Annotated in this window: 18 protein-coding genes; 4 read left to right on the top strand and 14 right to left on the bottom strand. The window is 63.2% G+C overall.

Annotated elements, in window-relative coordinates; translation table 11 throughout:
- Window positions 1-171: 171 nt before the first annotated feature.
- Window positions 172-672, bottom strand: coding sequence for a hypothetical protein (locus NKG60_RS06530; protein ID WP_352974676.1), 501 nt, complete (start codon window positions 670-672; stop codon window positions 172-174).
- On the opposite strand from NKG60_RS06530, the gene NKG60_RS06525 reads away from it, so the two are divergent.
- The gene (locus NKG60_RS06525; protein WP_352974674.1) at window positions 656-1201 is read left to right on the top strand and encodes a tetratricopeptide repeat protein; all 546 of its coding nucleotides are present in this window, start codon (window positions 656-658) and stop codon (window positions 1199-1201) included. The two genes, NKG60_RS06530 and NKG60_RS06525, sit on opposite strands and share 17 nt — an antisense overlap.
- Window positions 1202-1240: 39 nt before the next feature.
- Here NKG60_RS06525 and era read toward each other — a convergent pair whose 3' ends face one another.
- From era to rpoZ, 9 genes are all read right to left on the bottom strand, one after another.
- The gene (gene era / locus NKG60_RS06520) at window positions 1241-2167 is read right to left on the bottom strand and encodes a GTPase Era (protein ID WP_352974533.1); all 927 of its coding nucleotides are present in this window, start codon (window positions 2165-2167) and stop codon (window positions 1241-1243) included.
- The gene (gene rnc, locus NKG60_RS06515) at window positions 2164-2889 is read right to left on the bottom strand and encodes a ribonuclease III (protein ID WP_352667350.1); all 726 of its coding nucleotides are present in this window, start codon (window positions 2887-2889) and stop codon (window positions 2164-2166) included. The genes era and rnc overlap by 4 nt, the downstream gene beginning before the upstream one ends.
- Before the next feature lie 4 nt (window positions 2890-2893).
- Complete coding sequence (gene lepB / locus NKG60_RS06510; protein WP_352974531.1) at window positions 2894-3643, bottom strand: signal peptidase I; 750 nt, start codon at window positions 3641-3643, stop codon at window positions 2894-2896.
- 77 nt (window positions 3644-3720) lie between these two features.
- Window positions 3721-4134 carry a holo-ACP synthase gene (gene acpS, locus NKG60_RS06505; protein WP_023719885.1) on the bottom strand — a complete coding sequence of 138 codons (414 nt, stop codon included), beginning with the start codon at window positions 4132-4134 and terminating at the stop codon, window positions 3721-3723.
- Window positions 4131-4712 carry a DUF2062 domain-containing protein gene (locus NKG60_RS06500; RefSeq protein ID WP_352667353.1) on the bottom strand — a complete coding sequence of 194 codons (582 nt, stop codon included), beginning with the start codon at window positions 4710-4712 and terminating at the stop codon, window positions 4131-4133. Before NKG60_RS06500 ends, acpS begins: the two co-directional genes overlap by 4 nt.
- 231 nt (window positions 4713-4943) lie before the next feature.
- A complete protein-coding gene (locus NKG60_RS06495; RefSeq protein WP_352667356.1) occupies window positions 4944-5324 on the bottom strand; it encodes a VOC family protein in 381 nt (126 codons plus the stop codon).
- A gap of 13 nt (window positions 5325-5337) precedes the next feature.
- The gene (pyrE, locus tag NKG60_RS06490; protein ID WP_352974528.1) at window positions 5338-5916 is read right to left on the bottom strand and encodes an orotate phosphoribosyltransferase; all 579 of its coding nucleotides are present in this window, start codon (window positions 5914-5916) and stop codon (window positions 5338-5340) included.
- A gap of 59 nt (window positions 5917-5975) precedes the next feature.
- Window positions 5976-8204: a RelA/SpoT family protein gene (locus tag NKG60_RS06485; protein ID WP_352974526.1), complete on the bottom strand. Its 2229-nt coding sequence runs from the start codon at window positions 8202-8204 to the stop codon at window positions 5976-5978.
- A gap of 111 nt (window positions 8205-8315) precedes the next feature.
- Window positions 8316-8717, bottom strand: coding sequence for a DNA-directed RNA polymerase subunit omega (gene rpoZ / locus NKG60_RS06480; protein WP_352667364.1), 402 nt, complete (start codon window positions 8715-8717; stop codon window positions 8316-8318).
- 279 nt (window positions 8718-8996) lie between these two features.
- On the opposite strand from rpoZ, the gene NKG60_RS06475 reads away from it, so the two are divergent.
- A complete protein-coding gene (locus tag NKG60_RS06475) occupies window positions 8997-9578 on the top strand; it encodes a LabA-like NYN domain-containing protein (RefSeq protein ID WP_352974524.1) in 582 nt (193 codons plus the stop codon).
- Window positions 9575-10252 (top strand): uracil-DNA glycosylase, encoded by a 678-nt coding sequence (locus NKG60_RS06470; RefSeq protein ID WP_352974522.1) that lies wholly within the window; start codon window positions 9575-9577, stop codon window positions 10250-10252. The genes NKG60_RS06475 and NKG60_RS06470 overlap by 4 nt, the downstream gene beginning before the upstream one ends.
- A 26-nt stretch (window positions 10253-10278) precedes the next feature.
- Here NKG60_RS06470 and NKG60_RS06465 read toward each other — a convergent pair whose 3' ends face one another.
- The 4 genes from NKG60_RS06465 to dapA all read right to left on the bottom strand — a co-directional run bounded on the left by NKG60_RS06465 (window position 10279) and on the right by dapA (window position 13123).
- Window positions 10279-10704, bottom strand: a complete 426-nt coding sequence (locus NKG60_RS06465; RefSeq protein ID WP_352974520.1) for a hypothetical protein — start codon at window positions 10702-10704, stop codon at window positions 10279-10281.
- Between the two features lie 203 nt (window positions 10705-10907).
- Window positions 10908-11636 (bottom strand): GH25 family lysozyme, encoded by a 729-nt coding sequence (locus NKG60_RS06460; RefSeq protein WP_352974518.1) that lies wholly within the window; start codon window positions 11634-11636, stop codon window positions 10908-10910.
- Between the two features lie 100 nt (window positions 11637-11736).
- On the bottom strand, window positions 11737-12216 hold the full coding sequence (smpB, locus tag NKG60_RS06455; RefSeq protein ID WP_023768487.1) for an SsrA-binding protein SmpB: 480 nt from the start codon (window positions 12214-12216) through the stop codon (window positions 11737-11739).
- 25 nt (window positions 12217-12241) lie between these two features.
- Complete coding sequence (gene dapA / locus NKG60_RS06450; RefSeq protein ID WP_352974516.1) at window positions 12242-13123, bottom strand: 4-hydroxy-tetrahydrodipicolinate synthase; 882 nt, start codon at window positions 13121-13123, stop codon at window positions 12242-12244.
- A gap of 326 nt (window positions 13124-13449) precedes the next feature.
- On the opposite strand from dapA, the gene NKG60_RS06445 reads away from it, so the two are divergent.
- Complete coding sequence (locus tag NKG60_RS06445; protein ID WP_352974514.1) at window positions 13450-15489, top strand: lytic transglycosylase domain-containing protein; 2040 nt, start codon at window positions 13450-13452, stop codon at window positions 15487-15489.
- Window positions 15490-15615 lie beyond the last annotated feature (126 nt).

Genomic DNA, 15615 nt, shown 5'->3' with positions numbered 1-15615 from the left:
GTGCCCGAACCCGGCGCGCAGCCGATCGTGGCGGTGCTCAGGTTTCGCAATGACGGCGCCGATCCGGCCGACGAAGCGATCGTCGACGGTATTGCCGAAGACATTATCAACGGCCTCGCCCGCTTCGGCACGCTGACGGTCCTGGCGCGCAATTCGAGCTTCTCGTTTGCCTCATATTCGCCCAGCGAATGGCCTGTCGTACGCTCGCGCATCGGCGCCGACTATCTCGTCGAGGGTTCGGTGCGGCGGCAGGCAGACAGCATCGTCTGTGCGGTCAATCTCGTTGACGCAGCCAGCGCTGCCCAGCTCTGGGGGGATCGCTACCAGGCCGATTACGCCGGCCTGTCCGCCATCCAGCAGGAGATCGTCGAAAAGATCGTCGGCCGGCTGGTGGTTCGGGTGAACAATGCCGGCCTGCAACGTGCCTCGCGGCAGCCGGTAGCCAGCCTCGCCGCCCATGAACTGGTGCTGCGCGGCGTCGCTTTGCTGCGCGATCCTGCGCAAAGCGAACTGAAAGAAGCGGCCGCATTTTTCGAAGCGGCGATCGTCAGGGATCCGGCCTTCGGCCTTGCTTACACCTATCTGGCGCTGGCGCATGTGCTCAACAGCGAATTCGGGCCCGTCAGCGACGCCGTTCTGACGAAAGCCCGCGACCTTGGCCGAGCGGGGCATCGCATGGTCGCCGGACCAGGCAACGGCACACCGCATCCAGTCGCTGGTGCGGCTCAATGTGCGCGACCACGAGGCGGCCGAGCATCATTTACGCATGGCGCTCGAGCTCAATCCTGGCGACGCCGACTGTATCGAGCAGATGGGACATCTGTTGACGATGCGCGGCCGGCCGCTCGACGCGCTCGCCTGGCTGGCGCGCGCCATCCGCATCAACCCGCTGCATCCCCATTGGTGTCAATACGATCGCGCACTCGCGCTATACATGCTGGGCGAATACCGCACGGCTGCCGAGGCGTTGGAGCTGGCGACGCGACCGACGCCGTGGATCCGCACCCGGCTTGCCGCCTGTTACGCTCAGCTGGGCGACATGCAGGAGGCAAGGCGCCAGGCTGCGCTGATCAACGCCGACGGCTCCGATTTCTCGCCGCTCGACTATGCAAGAACGGGCATCCCGTTCGAAAACGTCTCCGACGCCGAACATCTTGTCGACGGCGTGTCGCTGGCCCTTGGGTATCGCTCAATATCCTGAGGCGGCCAACAGGCCGCTCGGCGGATCGCCCAAACAGGCTCAGTGCGGAAATTCGAGCCCCATTTCACGGTAGCGCTCGGGATCGTCGCCCCAGTTCTCGCGCACCTTGACGAACAGGAAGAGGTGCACCTTCTGCTCGAGTATGCCTGCGATTTCCATGCGCGCGGCCTGGCCGATGGCGCGGATCGTCTCGCCCTTATGGCCGAGCACGATCTTCTTCTGGCTGTCGCGCTCGACATAGATGGTCTGGTCGATGCGCACCGAGCCGTCCTTCTTCTCTTCCCATTTCTCGGTCTCGATGTGGGAGGAATAGGGCAGTTCCTGATGCAGCCTGAGATAGAGCTTTTCGCGGGTAATCTCGGCCGCGAGCTGGCGCATCGGCAAGTCGGAGATCTGGTCTTCCGGATAGTACCAGGGGCCGGCCGGCAAGGTCTCGGCGAGATAGTCGAGCAGGTCCCTGCAGCCGGACCCGGTCAGCGCCGAAACCATGAAGGTGCGCTTGAACGGCACCCTTTCATTGGCTGCCGCCGACAATGCGAGCAACGTCTCGTGCTTGACCCGATCGACCTTGTTGAGGATCAACACCATCGGCTGCCGGACGTCCTTCAGCCGCTCGAGGATCGCGTCGGCATCGCCCCGGACGCCGCGCTCGGCATCGATCAAGAGCAGCACGATATCGGCGTCCTTGGCACCGCCCCACGCGGTCGTCACCATCGCGGTGTCCAGCCGGCGCTTCGGCTTGAATATGCCCGGCGTGTCGATGAAGACGATCTGCGCGTTGTTATGGGTGGCAATGCCGCGCACGATAGCGCGCGTGGTCTGCACCTTGTGCGTCACGATCGACACCTTGGCGCCGACCAATTGGTTGACCAGCGTCGATTTCCCCGCATTGGGCGCACCGATCAGCGCGACGAAGCCGGAGCGGGTAGCGGGAGCTTCTGTTGCCGGAGCTTCGGTGGCGGTCATGCGGCACTCCCTTGATTAAGCCAGACGCCTTCCCGCTGCAGAAGTGCCGCGGCTGCAGCCTGCTCCGCCTCGCGCTTGGAGCGCCCGCTGCCGGTCGCCGGCGGATAGGCGCCGACCTTGACGCTGACGGTGAACAGCGGATCGTGGTCCGGTCCCTCGCGGCTGTCGATTATGTAAACCGGCACTGCGCCTGCCGCCTGATGCGCCCATTCCTGGAGTTCGGTTTTCGCATCGCGACGGGCGGCGTCAATGGCTTGCGATCGCGGCTGCCAGTATCTGTGGATGAAGGCACGGGCCGCTTCCAACCCGCCGTCGAGATAGAGCACTGCGATCAGCGATTCCAATGCATCGGCGCGCAGATTGACGCGCTTGCGCCCATCGAGGCCACGTACGTCCGAACCGGCGCGAATAAGTTCCGGCAGGCCGATCTCCTCGGCGATCTCCGCCAGGGCCTCGGCGTTGACCAGCGCATTCAATCTCAGCGACAGCTCACCCTCGGCAGCGTCGGGAAATGCCGCCAGCAGCATATCGGCAACGACAAGTCCGAGAACGCGGTCGCCCAGGAATTCGAAACGTTCGTAGTCGATGCCGGCATGACTGCCGCGAGCGCTGGCATGGGTCAGCGCCCGCTGCAGGCGCTGATGGTCGCCAAAACTGTGGCCAGTACGCTCCCTGAGCGCCTCGGCGAGCGCATCGGCGGTCAGCCGTTTCGTCGCCGCCATGGCCCTAATTGACGAAATGGAACAGGCGCGACGCGCGCATCAGCGACGGCCATTTCCAGATTTCAAGCGGGCTGGCGCTGCCGCCGATCGAGAAGAAAATGAGGTTGGCGCGGCCGACGAAATTCTCGTCCGGCACGAAGCCGACGGTGAAGCGGCTGTCCGACGAGTTGTCGCGATTGTCGCCCATCATGAAATAGTGACCGGGCGGCACCTTGAACTCTTTGGTATTGTCGCCGATCGAGGCCTGCGTCAGGTCGAGCGTGTCGTAGGTGACGCCGTTCGGCAGCGTCTCGCGATAGACATCGACCGGCCCATTCTCCTCGGTGATGTCGCGGTTGTCGATCTGCCCGACCTTGACGCGCGGCACGCCTACGTCGTTGATGAAGAGTTGGCCATCCTTGACCTGGATCTTGTCGCCCGGCAGGCCGACGACGCGCTTGATATAGTCCACGGAAGGATCCGGCGGAAACTTGAACACCACCACATCGCCGCGCTTCGGCTCGGAGCCCCAGATGCGGCCCGAAAAGATGTTCGGCCCGAACGGCAGAGAATAGCGGGAGAAGCCGTAAGACCATTTGGTGACGAAGAGATAATCGCCTTCGAGCAAAGTCGGCCGCATCGAGCCTGACGGAATCGAGAACGGCTGGAACAGGAGCGTGCGGATGACCAGCGCAAGCAGCAGGGCCTGGACGATGACGCTGACGGTTTCGCCAAGTCCGCCGGATTTCTTCTGGGTTTTTTCAGCCACGCTCATGTCGTCCTCGATTGTGCGTTGGATGGTATAGAGTCTCGGCGCGCGCTGGGCAACGTCATGCCGGTGGTCAGATGCAATCAATGTGGCGCTTCTTCGACCGGCAACGCTTCAATGATCACAAAGGCTTGAGCAAGCGGAAAATCATCGGTGATGGTGAGGTGGATCACCGCGCGGTGCCCTTCAGGCAGGATTTCGTCCAGCCGCGCTGCCGCCCCGTTGGTCAGCGCCATGGTCGGCTTGCCGCTGGCCAGATTGACGACCCCCATGTCACGCCAGAACACACCCTGCGCCAGACCGGTGCCCAATGCCTTGGCGCAGGCTTCCTTGGCGGCGAAACGCTTGGCGTAGGAGGCCGCACGCGCCGCGCGGTTTTCGGAGCGCGCCTGTTCGATCTCGGTGTAGATGCGTTGGATGAAGCGCTGGCCATGACGTTCCAGCGACTTCTCGATGCGTCTGATGTCGATGAGGTCGCTGCCGATACCGATAATCATTCGGCGGGAACTTCCGGCCCGGTTTTTCCAGCCTTTGCCGCTCTTTCGGCCAGCCGCTTGCGGCGCTGCTCCTGGAAAGTGACCATGCCCCAGCGGGTGATGCCGTAGAACAGCAGGCCGAAAGCCAGGCCGAGCGGTATTGCGCCGATCGTCATCGGCTTCAGCACCGGTCCCCACAACTGCGCAAAGGAAAGATTATGCAGCATGTCGCCGAGATGCGCGGGTGGGCCATGCGCCGGCAGGTGTTCATGCAGGATCAGCTTGCCGACCTCCCAGGAGGCGGCCCATAGCAGCGGAAAGGTCAGGGGGTTGCCGAAGACCGTGCCGAGTGCCGCCGCGACCAGATTGCCGGCGATCAGCCAGCACAGGATGGCAGCAATGATGAAGTGGAAGCCAAGCGGGAAAAACGACGCGAATACGCCCGCCGCAACACCGGCGGCCACTGCGTGCGGCGTGGCCCTAAGCCGCAGGATGCGCTTGGAAAAATACCGCAGCGAGCGCGAGAACGAGCGGCGCGGCCACAAATAAGTACGCACCCGCTCGAAAAAACCATCAGGCTTGCGCCGTCGAAAAAGCACTCTGTTCCTGTTCCTAGTTCCATCGATGGCTTCATCGCCGGCTTTTCCAGCCAGGCGCGACAGCCCATGCTGCGCTCTGCGGTCGCCGAAAAGCAACTACGACTTTGATATAGCGATGCGCTGGCCGAAGAACAACGAGGCCGAGGGCATCCGCTCGGTGGCCGGTCGCGCCAGCCCTGGGTATCGTCGTTCTGAACAGGGTATGATCGCGGCGAATTTAAGGAGCGCCGCTTAGGTTCGATATTCGCTGACCTCGACGAGGTTGCCGTCCGGGTCGCGGAAATAGACCGATATCATCGCGCCACGAGCGCCGGCACGCTCGACCGGGCCGACCTCTATCACCACGCCATTGGCGGCGAGGCTGGCACATATCTCGGCGAGCGGCCGGCTAGCAATCAAGCAGAAATCTCCGGAGCCCGGCGTCGGCGCCTTGGCCTTCGGCTCGAAGGTACGCCCGACCTGATGCACATTGATCTTTTGCGTTCCAAACAGCAGCGCCGTTGGTCGATCCGGCTCGTCGAGACGCTCGAAGCCAAGCACGCGCTGATAGAAGGCGCAGGTATCGTCCACCGACCGAACTGTCAGCACGAAATGATCGATGCCGGCGATCACGGCAGCGCCTCCGTCATATATTGCGGCTGCCGGGCTTGATCGCCGGTATGGCGGCGAGTTCGGGCGGCAGCCTGTCGGCCGGATAGGCCGGAACTTCATATTCGGCGAGCGCGATCAGCGGCACGCCGACATCGGTCTTGCCGGCCGAGCGGTCGATGATGCATGCGGCGGCAACGACTTCGGCGCCAAGGCCGCGCAGGCAGTCGATGGTCTCGCGGATCGACAGGCCGGTGGTGACGATGTCCTCGACAATGACGACGCGCGATCCCTTGGAGATCTCGAAGCGGCGCAGCCTGAATTCGCCCCCTTCCCGCTCGACCCAAATCGCCGGCGCGCCAAGATGGCGCGAGGTCTCATAGGCCGGGATCAGCCCGCCGATCGCGGGGCCGACGACGTAGTCGATCCTGCCGGGCACGCTAGCGCGGATCTTTTCGGCGAGCGCCTTGCACAAGCGCTCGGTCTTGTCGGCATGCATGAAAACGCGCGCCTTTTGCAGGAAGACCGGGCTGCGCAGGCCCGACGTCAGGATGAAATGCCCTTCGAGAACGGCGCCGGCCTCGCGGAAAATGCCCAGCACTTCATCGGTGTTCATTGTTCGCTCCATGCCCATGGTGAATGGTGAATGGTAGGGAGAGCACTCTCTTTCACTATTCACCCATTCACGCGTCGCGCGTCGCTGACGCTCGAATTGTCCTTTAGCTGCGACAGCAGCCGGTTCAAGTGCTTGAGGTCCCACACTTCGAGATCGATCAGCATTTCGGTGAAATCGGGCGCGGTGCGCACCATCGACAAGGTGTGGATGTTGGCATCGTTGGATGCGACGACTTGCGCAATGTCGGCGAGCGAACCCGGTGCGTTGATGGCGGTGACCGAGACGCGCGCCGGGAACCGCTCCTTGGTGCGCTCGTCAATATCCCAGCGCACGTCGATCCAGCGCTCGGGCTGGTCATCAAAGGCCTGCAGCGCCGGCGACTGGATCGGATAGATGGTGATACCGGTTCCCGGCTGCACGATGCCGACAATGCGGTCGCCTGGCACCGCCCCTTCCGGCGCGAAGCGCACCGGCAGATCGCCGCGCACGCCGCGGATCGGCACCGCATCGTCGCGCGGCTGGTTTTTGTCCTTGCGGGCGGCGCGGCCCGGAATCTGGAACAGCATGCCGGCGGCGTTGCGGATCTTCGACCAGCCCTCCTCGCGCTGCTTGGGCGCGACCAGCGTGACACGCTCGTCCTTGTAGTCGGGAAACACCGCCTTCATGACATCGGTGGAGGCAAGTTCGCCTCGGCCGACCGCGGCCAGCACATCCTCGATGTCCTTGCGCGCCAGCCGGTGCAGCACAGGCTTCAGGCTTTCCTTGGTGAAGGTCTTGCCGGACCGTTCGAAGGCGCGCTCCAGAATGCGGATACCGAGACCCGAATATTGCTTGCGAATAGCGTTCTTGGTCGCGCGGCGGATGGCCGAACGTGCCTTGCCGGTAACGACCACCGATTCCCACGCCGCCGGCGGGACCTGCGCCTTCGAGCGGATGATCTCGACCTCGTCGCCGTTCTTCAGCTCCGTCATCAGCGGCATGATGCGGCCATTGACCTTGGCGCCGACGCAAGTGTCGCCGACATCGGTGTGGACGGCATAGGCAAAGTCGATCGGCGTGGCGCCGCGCGGCAGCGCGATCAGCATGCCCTTCGGCGTGAAGCAGAATACCTGGTCCTGGAACAGTTCCAGCTTGGTGTTTTCGAGGAAGTCCTCGGGATTGTCGCCTTCGGCAAGCTGCTCGATGGTGCGGCGCAGCCACGCATAGGCATTGGTCTCCTTCGAGATCGCATGGGCGGCGCCGTTCATCTTGCCGCCGCTATCCTTATAGATCGAATGAGCGGCGACGCCGTATTCGGCGATCTTGTTCATCTGGTGGGTGCGGATTTGCAATTCGACGCGCTGGCGCGACGGGCCGACGATGGTGGTGTGGATCGAGCGGTAGTCGTTCTGCTTCGGCGTCGAGATGTAGTCTTTGAAGCGGCCGGGCACCATCGACCAGGTGGTGTGGATGGCGCCGAGCGCGCGGTAGCAGTCCTCGACCGTCTCGACAACGACGCGGAAGCCGAAAATGTCGGACAGCTGCTCGAACGACAGCGCCTTGGCCTCCATCTTGCGGAATACCGACCACGGCTTCTTCTGCCGGCTCTTGACCTCGGCCTTGATCGAATATTTGTCGAACAGCGTGGAGAGCGCCTTCTCGATCTCGGACAGCACGCCCTTGTTGCGCTCGAAGATTTCGGCGAGCCGTGCGGTGACGGCGCGGTAGGCTTCCGGATTGATGAAGCGGAAGGCGATCTCTTCCAACTCCTCGCGCATGCCTTGCATGCCCATGCGGCCGGCCAGCGGCGCGTAGATGTCCATCGTCTCTTCGGCAATGCGCAGGCGCTTGGCTTCCGGCACATGGTCGAGGGTGCGCATATTGTGCAGGCGGTCGGCGAGCTTGACCAGAAGCACGCGCACGTCTTCCGAGATCGCCAGCAATAGCTTGCGCAGGTTCTCCGCCTGCTCGGCCTTCTTCGAGACGAGGTCGAGCTTCTTCAGCTTGGTCAGGCCCTCGACCAGCTTGCCCATTTCCGGGCCGAACAATTCGTCGATCTCGGCCCTGGTCGCCGTGGTGTCCTCGATCGTGTCGTGCAGCAAGGCAACAGCAATCGTCGCCTCGTCCATGTGCATTTCGGTGAGGATGGCGGCGACTTCGAGCGGATGCGAGAAATAGGGATCGCCGGAGGCACGCTTCTGGTGGCCATGCTTCTGCATGGCGTAGACATACGCCTTGTTGAGCAGCGCCTCGTTGACGTCAGGCTTGTAGCGCTGCACGCGCTCGACAAGCTCATACTGCCGCATCATGGGCGGGATCTCGCAATGCTGAAATGAATCATGCGCCGCACTGGCGTACGGCGCATGTCATAGATAGCCACGAAACTGCCGACGCGAAAGTGTCGGCAGCTGTCGCTAAGATCAATAATCGTCGCTTTTTTCCGGTGGCACCAGGCCCTCGATGCCGGCCAACAGGTCTTCTTCGGTCATGCGATCGAAGGTGACGTTGTCCTCGGCGTCGTCGGCATCGGTGGCCACAACGGCGCTGCCGGTCTGGTCGGCAATCGCCTCGCCATCGGCTTCCGGCTCATCGACCTCGACATGCTTCTGCAGCGAATGGATGAGATCTTCCTTGAGGTCGTCCGGCGACAGCGTCTCTTCGGCGATTTCGCGGAGCGCAACGACCGGATTCTTGTCGTTGTCGCGCGGTACGGTGATCTGCGCGCCCTGGCTGATCTGACGGGCGCGGTGGCCGGCCAGGAGCACCAGCTCGAAGCGGTTGTCGACCTTGTCGATGCAATCTTCAACGGTTACGCGGGCCATGAGTTGCCCCTTTCATGCCTGGATTTGATGGAAAACAGGCGCGGTCCATAACCCGAACGCCGCCAAAATACAAGCTTCTATGGCGGTGCGCAGCTCTGATGCGGGCCGCCTGCGACGACACAGCGCCGATCACAATTGCTTGCGGTGCGGCATGGTGCCTTGGATTGCCGTAAAACTGGCGTTATCTCGAACGATGAAGGCCAACAGGTCTATTATCAGACCGGCCGATAGTCGCCACGCATTTAGACGACCGCTTATTTCGAAAAAGGACATTTTTCCATGTTCGATCCTCGTGAAAAAATCGCTCTCTTTATCGACGGTGCCAATCTCTACGCCACCTCGCGCGCGCTGGGCTTCGACATCGACTACCGCAAACTTCTGGCGAGCTTCCAGAAACGCGGCTATCTGCTGCGCGCTTATTACTACACCGCGCTGGTCGAGGATCAGGAATACTCCTCGATACGGCCGCTGATCGACTGGCTCGACTATAACGGCTTCAAAGTGGTGACCAAACCGGCCAAGGAATTCACCGACTCGACCGGCCGGCGCAAGATCAAGGGCAATATGGATATCGAGCTGACCGTCGATGCGCTGGAGCTTGCCGACGTCGTCGACCATTATGTCATCTTTTCGGGCGACGGCGATTTCCGCACGCTGGTCGAGGCGCTGCAGCGGCGCGGGCGCAAGGTGTCGATCGTCTCGACCATGGCCTCGCAGCCGCCGATGATCTCCGACGATCTGCGCCGCCAGGCCGACCATTTCATCGACTTGATGACGCTCAAGAATGAAGTCGGCCGCGATCCGTCGGAGCGGCCGATGCGCCGGCCCGAGCCAGCCGAAGTCGACGAGGAAGACTATTGACGGTCGTTGCCTTGACCGCGCCCCTGGTCGTCTCGCCCGAACCCGATCGCGATTGCCCGCTCTGCCCGCGGCTGCACGACTTCATCGCCGAGTGGCGGCGGCGCGAGCCGTCCTGGTTCAACGCCCCGGTGCCGACCTTTTTGCCGCCGGAAGGCGAGGATGCGGTGCGTCTGCTGATCGTCGGGCTGGCGCCTGGCCTGCGCGGCGCGAACCGGACGGGGCGCCCCTTCACCGGCGATTTTGCCGGCGACCTGCTCTACGACACATTGATCGCGCACGGCTTTGCGCGCGGCGAATTCAAGGCGCGACCTGATGACGGGCTGGAGCTTGTCGGTACGGCGATTACCAATGCGGTGCGCTGCGTGCCGCCGGAGAACAAGCCGGTTGGCGCCGAGATAGCGACTTGCCGGACGTTCCTGGTGCCGACGATCGCGCGATTTCCAAACCTGCGCGCTGTGCTGGCGCTGGGCTCGATCGCGCACCAGTCGACCGTGCGGGCGCTCGGCCAGCGCGTCGCCGCCTTTCCGTTCCAGCATGGCGGGCAGCAGCAGGCCAATGGCATCACGCTGTTTTCCAGCTATCATTGCTCGCGCTACAACACCAATACCGGCGTGTTGACGGAAGCGATGTTCGTCAACATCTTCAGTCAGATAGAAGCTTTTCTGAAGACATAGAGTCGGACGAGGCCCGCCGGCAAGCCCTAGATTCGGGCGATCGCGGACAACCAGGCCAGGAGATCCAGCAACCACAGAAACAGTGCAAGCTGCAGCGCGACGCGCAGGCGTTGGATGATCCGCCAATTGCTGGCCATGTCGGATTTGATGCGCAGCGCAAGCGCTCGGTGCATCCCATCCATGGTTGCGGGAGGGTGCTGATCGACGAAATCCTGGAGCAGCTTCTCGGGATCGAAACGGAACGTATAGTTATAATATGGCCACACCATAATCGCGACCAGCAGTCCGATAAGAAGAAGCAATGTCAGCGCCAGCCAGTCCCAAGGCCCTACGCCATCCTGGAGCGCCCTGCCTCCAAGGAGAGAACTCGCGAACACGGTTGCGAAGATCAGATTGCCGGCACGCGTATTAAGACTTTCAACCACGCCCTGCTGGTGCTGGAGGCCACGCACCGCCTCCGCATAGACAAATGCCAGGCGGGGTCGCCGCCGTCCGTCGCAGCAGGCGTGGCGTTGCTGTCATTGGTTGATGAGGGGCGCTCCGGCATCAAATGCATTTAGCACGGCGCCGCCCGCGATATGAATAGCTACACTTGCGAAGGCTCCGTCGTTCCGTCTTCGCGCCACCGAGGGTGCTCCCGTCGACAGGAATAGCGTCAATCCGTCGACATCGCTTCAGGCGCTGCGGCAAACAACGCGGCCAGCGTCGCCGGCCCGCCTTGGAGAACATTCAGGTCGACGTCGCCGCTGATGCCGTCGACGCGGCCCCGGTTGTGGTACTGCCAGTAAATCCAGTCGTCATGGCCCGGCCGCAGCACCAGCGAACGCAGCCAGCGCGGGCGGCCGGCTAGCTGCCCGGCATAGGCTTGCGCCGCCTCGTCGGTCACGTAGAGGATCGCCCTCTTGCCGAACGCCGCCTCGACCGGGCCGAGGAAGGCGGAGAGTTCGGCGCTCAGTTGTTCGGGGGTTGGCCGCTGGGGGCAATTGCCGCCGAACTCGATGTCTACCACCGGCGGCAGCAAAGGCTGATCGCGCGGCACCACCGAGATGAAATTGCGTGCCTGATCCGCACCCGGTCTGCAGAAGGTGAAGAAATGATAGGCACCGACGGCAAGACCGGCGGCGCGGGCCGCGCGCAAATTGGCGGCGAAGGCATCGTCGACATGATCGCCGCCTTCCGTCGCCTTGATCACGGCGAAGGCGACATCGTCGGCGGCAACACGCCGCCAGTCGATCTGCCGCTGATGATGGGAGACGTCGATGCCCCTGACCGGATATTTGCCGCGGTCCGGAGAAAACGTCTGGAAGTAGGTATAGCCGCCGGCCAGAACGAGGCCCGCCAGGAGCAGACCGGCCGCGCCCCATACGACGATCCGGTTTTTCAAACGAGACCTATCCCCTTTGGTCCGCCCTGCCTGCCGCTATGGCTCCGGACGTTCGTCGTTCGAAAGGCCAAATCATTGGCTCCGCCTCGCGGACCGCTCCTCACCCTCGCTCCTTCAGCAGCCGGCCCTTCTCACGCGACCAATCGCGCTGCTTTTCGGTCTCGCGCTTGTCGTGCAGCTTCTTGCCGCGGCCAACGGCGAGCAGCAGCTTGGCACGGCCTTGGTCGTTGAAGTAGATCTTCAGCGGCACCAGCGTCATGCCTTCGCGGTCGACGCTTTGCGCCAGTTTGGCCATCTCACGCTTGTTGAGCAGCAGTTTGCGGCGGCGGCGCGGCTCATGGTTGAAGCGGTTGGCCTGCAGATACTCCGGCAAATAGGAGTTGATCAGCCAGATCTCGCCGCCCTCGACCGAGGCGTAGCTGTCCTGGATATTGGCCTGGCCCTGGCGCAGCGATTTCACTTCCGTACCGGTCAGCACCAGGCCGGCCTCGATCGTGTCGAGCACCTCATAGGAAAACCGCGCCTTGCGGTTTTCCGCAACGGTCTTGTTGTTGGGATCGGCTTTTCTGACTTGATTCATGATGCGGAGAGGTGGCGCCTCATCCCTAGTTTATCAAGCCGGCGTGCTTCATCGCCGCGTCGATCTTCTCGGCGGTCGACGGCTCGACCGTCATTAGCGGCGAGCGCAGCACGTTCTCGACCTTGCCCAGCTTCGACAGCGCATATTTCGCGCCGGAAACGCCGGGCTCCATGAAAATCGCTTTGTGCAGCGGCAACAGACGGTCCTGCAGGTCGAGCGCCTTGGCGCTGTCGCCGGAAAGCGTCGCCTCCTGGAATTCAGCGCAAAGCCTGGGTGCGACATTTGCCGTCACCGAAATACAGCCGACGCCGCCATGCGCGTTGAAGCCGAGCGCCGAGGCGTCTTCGCCGGAGAGCTGGATGAAATCCTTGCCGCAGGTGGCGCGCTGCTCCGAAACCCGCTCGACCTTGCCGGTGGCATCCTTGACGCCGACGATGTTCTTGAAGTCGTGCACCAACTGGCCCATCGTCTCGGGGCTCATGTCGACCGCCGAGCGCGGCGGAATGTTGTAGATGATGATCGGCAGGCTGGTTGCCTTGGCGACGGCGGCGAAATGCGCATAGAGGCCGCGCTGTGTCGGTCTGTTGTAATAGGGCGTGACGACAAGGGCCGCGTCGGCGCCCGCCTTCTCGGCATACTGGACTAGGCCGACCGCCTCTTCGGTGTTGTTGGAGCCGGCGCCGGCGACGACCGGAACCCGGCCCTTGGCGACCTCGATGCAAACCTTGACGACTTGGCGGTGCTCGTCATGCGACAGCGTCGGCGACTCGCCGGTGGTGCCGACCGGGACCACGCCCGTTGTGCCTTCGGCGATCTGCCAGGCGATGAACGCGCGAAAGGCTTTCTCGTCGAAACGGCCGCTCTTTTCGAACGGTGTGACGAGCGCGGTCAGCGAGCCTCTTAGCATGTCGTCCAACTCCTTGGGACTAGCGCATGACCCCGAAAATCGCAGTCGACTTCGGAAAGGATCATGCGCCAATTTAAATTGCTACAGCGTCCTTTGCACGTCTGAGAAGACGCGCGGCGCTGTAGGTGTTTGTCGTGCGCGCCTTCTAGCCGAAAGCGAAGCGGCGCACCATAGTCTCGACATTGTTGCGCGGCAAGCATTGCGCCAGCAATTGCAATTCGAACGACCTCGATAAGGTTTTCTTTACGGGCCCTTCATCACATACGAATAGGCTGCAGTTCATCTGTGCCAGTTGTAGCATCGAAGAATAGGAAATAACCAAATCCATGCCGACCAGGCGGCCTCATCTTTTCGCGCTTCTCGGCGCGATCGTTGTGCTGATCCCCGGCGCGGCGACCGGCGGCAGCGTCGATGGGCAGGTCACGTCGGCGATCCCGATGACGGAGCCGCAGAACAATGCACTGCAGCAGTTCCCGTCGCCATCCGCCAGCGTCGCGGCGCTGAAGAGCGGTCTCGATGCGCTGGCGGCAAACGACATTCAGCGCGCGCGCCAGCTGCGCGAGGCGCTGCCGGCAAAATCGCTCGACCGGCACATCCTTGCCTGGGCGATTGCGCTCTATGGCGGCGACCAGGTGCCGAGCGGCGACGTCGCGGATGCCGCGAAGATGCTGCCGAACTGGCCGGGCACGATCGCCTTGCGCAAGAACAGCGAGCGCGCGCTCTATCGCGAGAACCCCACGCCACAAGTCGTGGTGCGGGCGTTCGACGGCAGCCAGCCGCTGACCTTCGAGGGCGTGGTGATCCTAGCCCGCTCCTATGTAGCGCAGGGCGATACCAAGGCGGCGCGCTCGGTGCTGTCGCCATTCTGGCGCACCGAAAAGCTCGAAGCCAGGGACGAGGCGGCGGTCATCCGCGAGTTCGGCGCGCTGATCCCGACCGCCGACCATCGCTTCCGCATGGAGCGCATGTTCTATGCCGACCGGGTCGCTTCGGCGCTGCGCGTCGCCGATCTCGCCGGCGCCCAGCAATTAGCGGCTGCCTGGGCGGCAGTCACCAAAGGCGACAAGAACGCGGCCAAGCTGCTGAAGGCGGTGCCGGCAGCGCAGCGGGCGGCCGGCTTTCTCTTTGCCGAAGCCGAATATCTGCGCAAGCAACAGAAATTTTCCGACGCCGCCGCGCTGGTGCTGAAAGCGCCGGGCGACCGTGACGCTCTGGTCGATCCGGACGCCTGGTGGGTCGAACGCCGGGTGCTGTCGCGCGAGCTGGTCGACCAGGGCGACATCAAGACCGCCTACAGAATAGTCGCCGCGCATGCTGCCGAAAGTCCCGCCAATGCTGCCGAGGCGGAATTCCATGCAGGCTGGTACGCGCTGCGCGGCCTCAACGACCCGAGCACCGCCGCCAAGCATTTTGCGCGAATCGCGGAGTTCGCCCAAGGACCGATGTCGCTGTCGCGCGCCTATTACTGGCTCGGTCGCGCCGCCGAGGTCGGCGGTCCCGGCAGTGCCAAGGATTATTTCAGCCGTGCCGCCAGCTACGGCACGACCTTTTACGGCCAGCTTGCCGGCGAGCGTGTCGGCCGGCAGACCCTCAACATCGTCTACCCCCAACCAAGTGCCGCCGACCGCCAGAATTTTGCCGCCCGCGAGGCGGTCGGCGCCATCGAGCGGCTGCAGCAGGCCGGCTATGACCGCTATGCCGAAACACTCTACCGAGACCTTGCCGGGCAGCTGAACAGCCCCGGCGAACTGGCGCTGCTTGCGGCGCTCGCGGAAAGACAAGGCAACCATTTCATGGCGCTGAAGGTCGGCAAGATCGCCGGCGCCCGCGGCATCGACGTCGGCGCGCTGTCGCATCCGCTCGGCGTCATTCCCGACACAGCCAACGTCTCCGGCTCGGGCAAGGCGCTGGCCTATGCGATTGCCCGCCAGGAAAGCGAGTTCAACATCGGCGCCGTCTCCAGCGCCGGCGCGCGCGGACTGCTGCAGCTGATGCCAGGCACCGCCAAGCAATTGGCGAAGAAGGCCGGCATGACATTTTCTCAAGCCCGGCTGACCACCGATGCCGGCTACAATGCAACGCTGGGGGCCGCCTTTCTCGGCGAGCAGCTCGGCCGTTTCGACGGCTCCTACGTGCTGACCTTCGCCGGCTACAATGCCGGCCCCGCCCGCGCTGCCCAGTGGGTCGCGAAATACGGCGACCCGCGCGGCAAGGACGTCGACGCCGTTGTCGACTGGATCGAGCGGATTCCCTATACGGAAACAAGAAGTTACGTTCAGCGCGTGATGGAGAATTACGAGGTCTACAAGATGCGTATCTCCGGCAAGTACGACATCGTCGGGGACCTGGTGAATGGCCGAGGGTGACGACCGGGCTTCAAGCCAAGTCAGGTTGCGATCCTTCGCGCCCCCCGCTGTCCCGCCGACATCTCGAAGATTCTCAGCGCCGACGCTTCGATTTGACCGCCCCTGCCCTCGCCTGTAGCAGTCGGG

Source organism: Mesorhizobium sp. M1428, from assembly GCF_040317515.1.
Lineage (GTDB): Bacteria > Pseudomonadota > Alphaproteobacteria > Rhizobiales > Rhizobiaceae > Mesorhizobium.
Note: the sequence above shows the minus strand (reverse complement) of the source record. Positions and strands in the feature narration are given on the sequence as shown.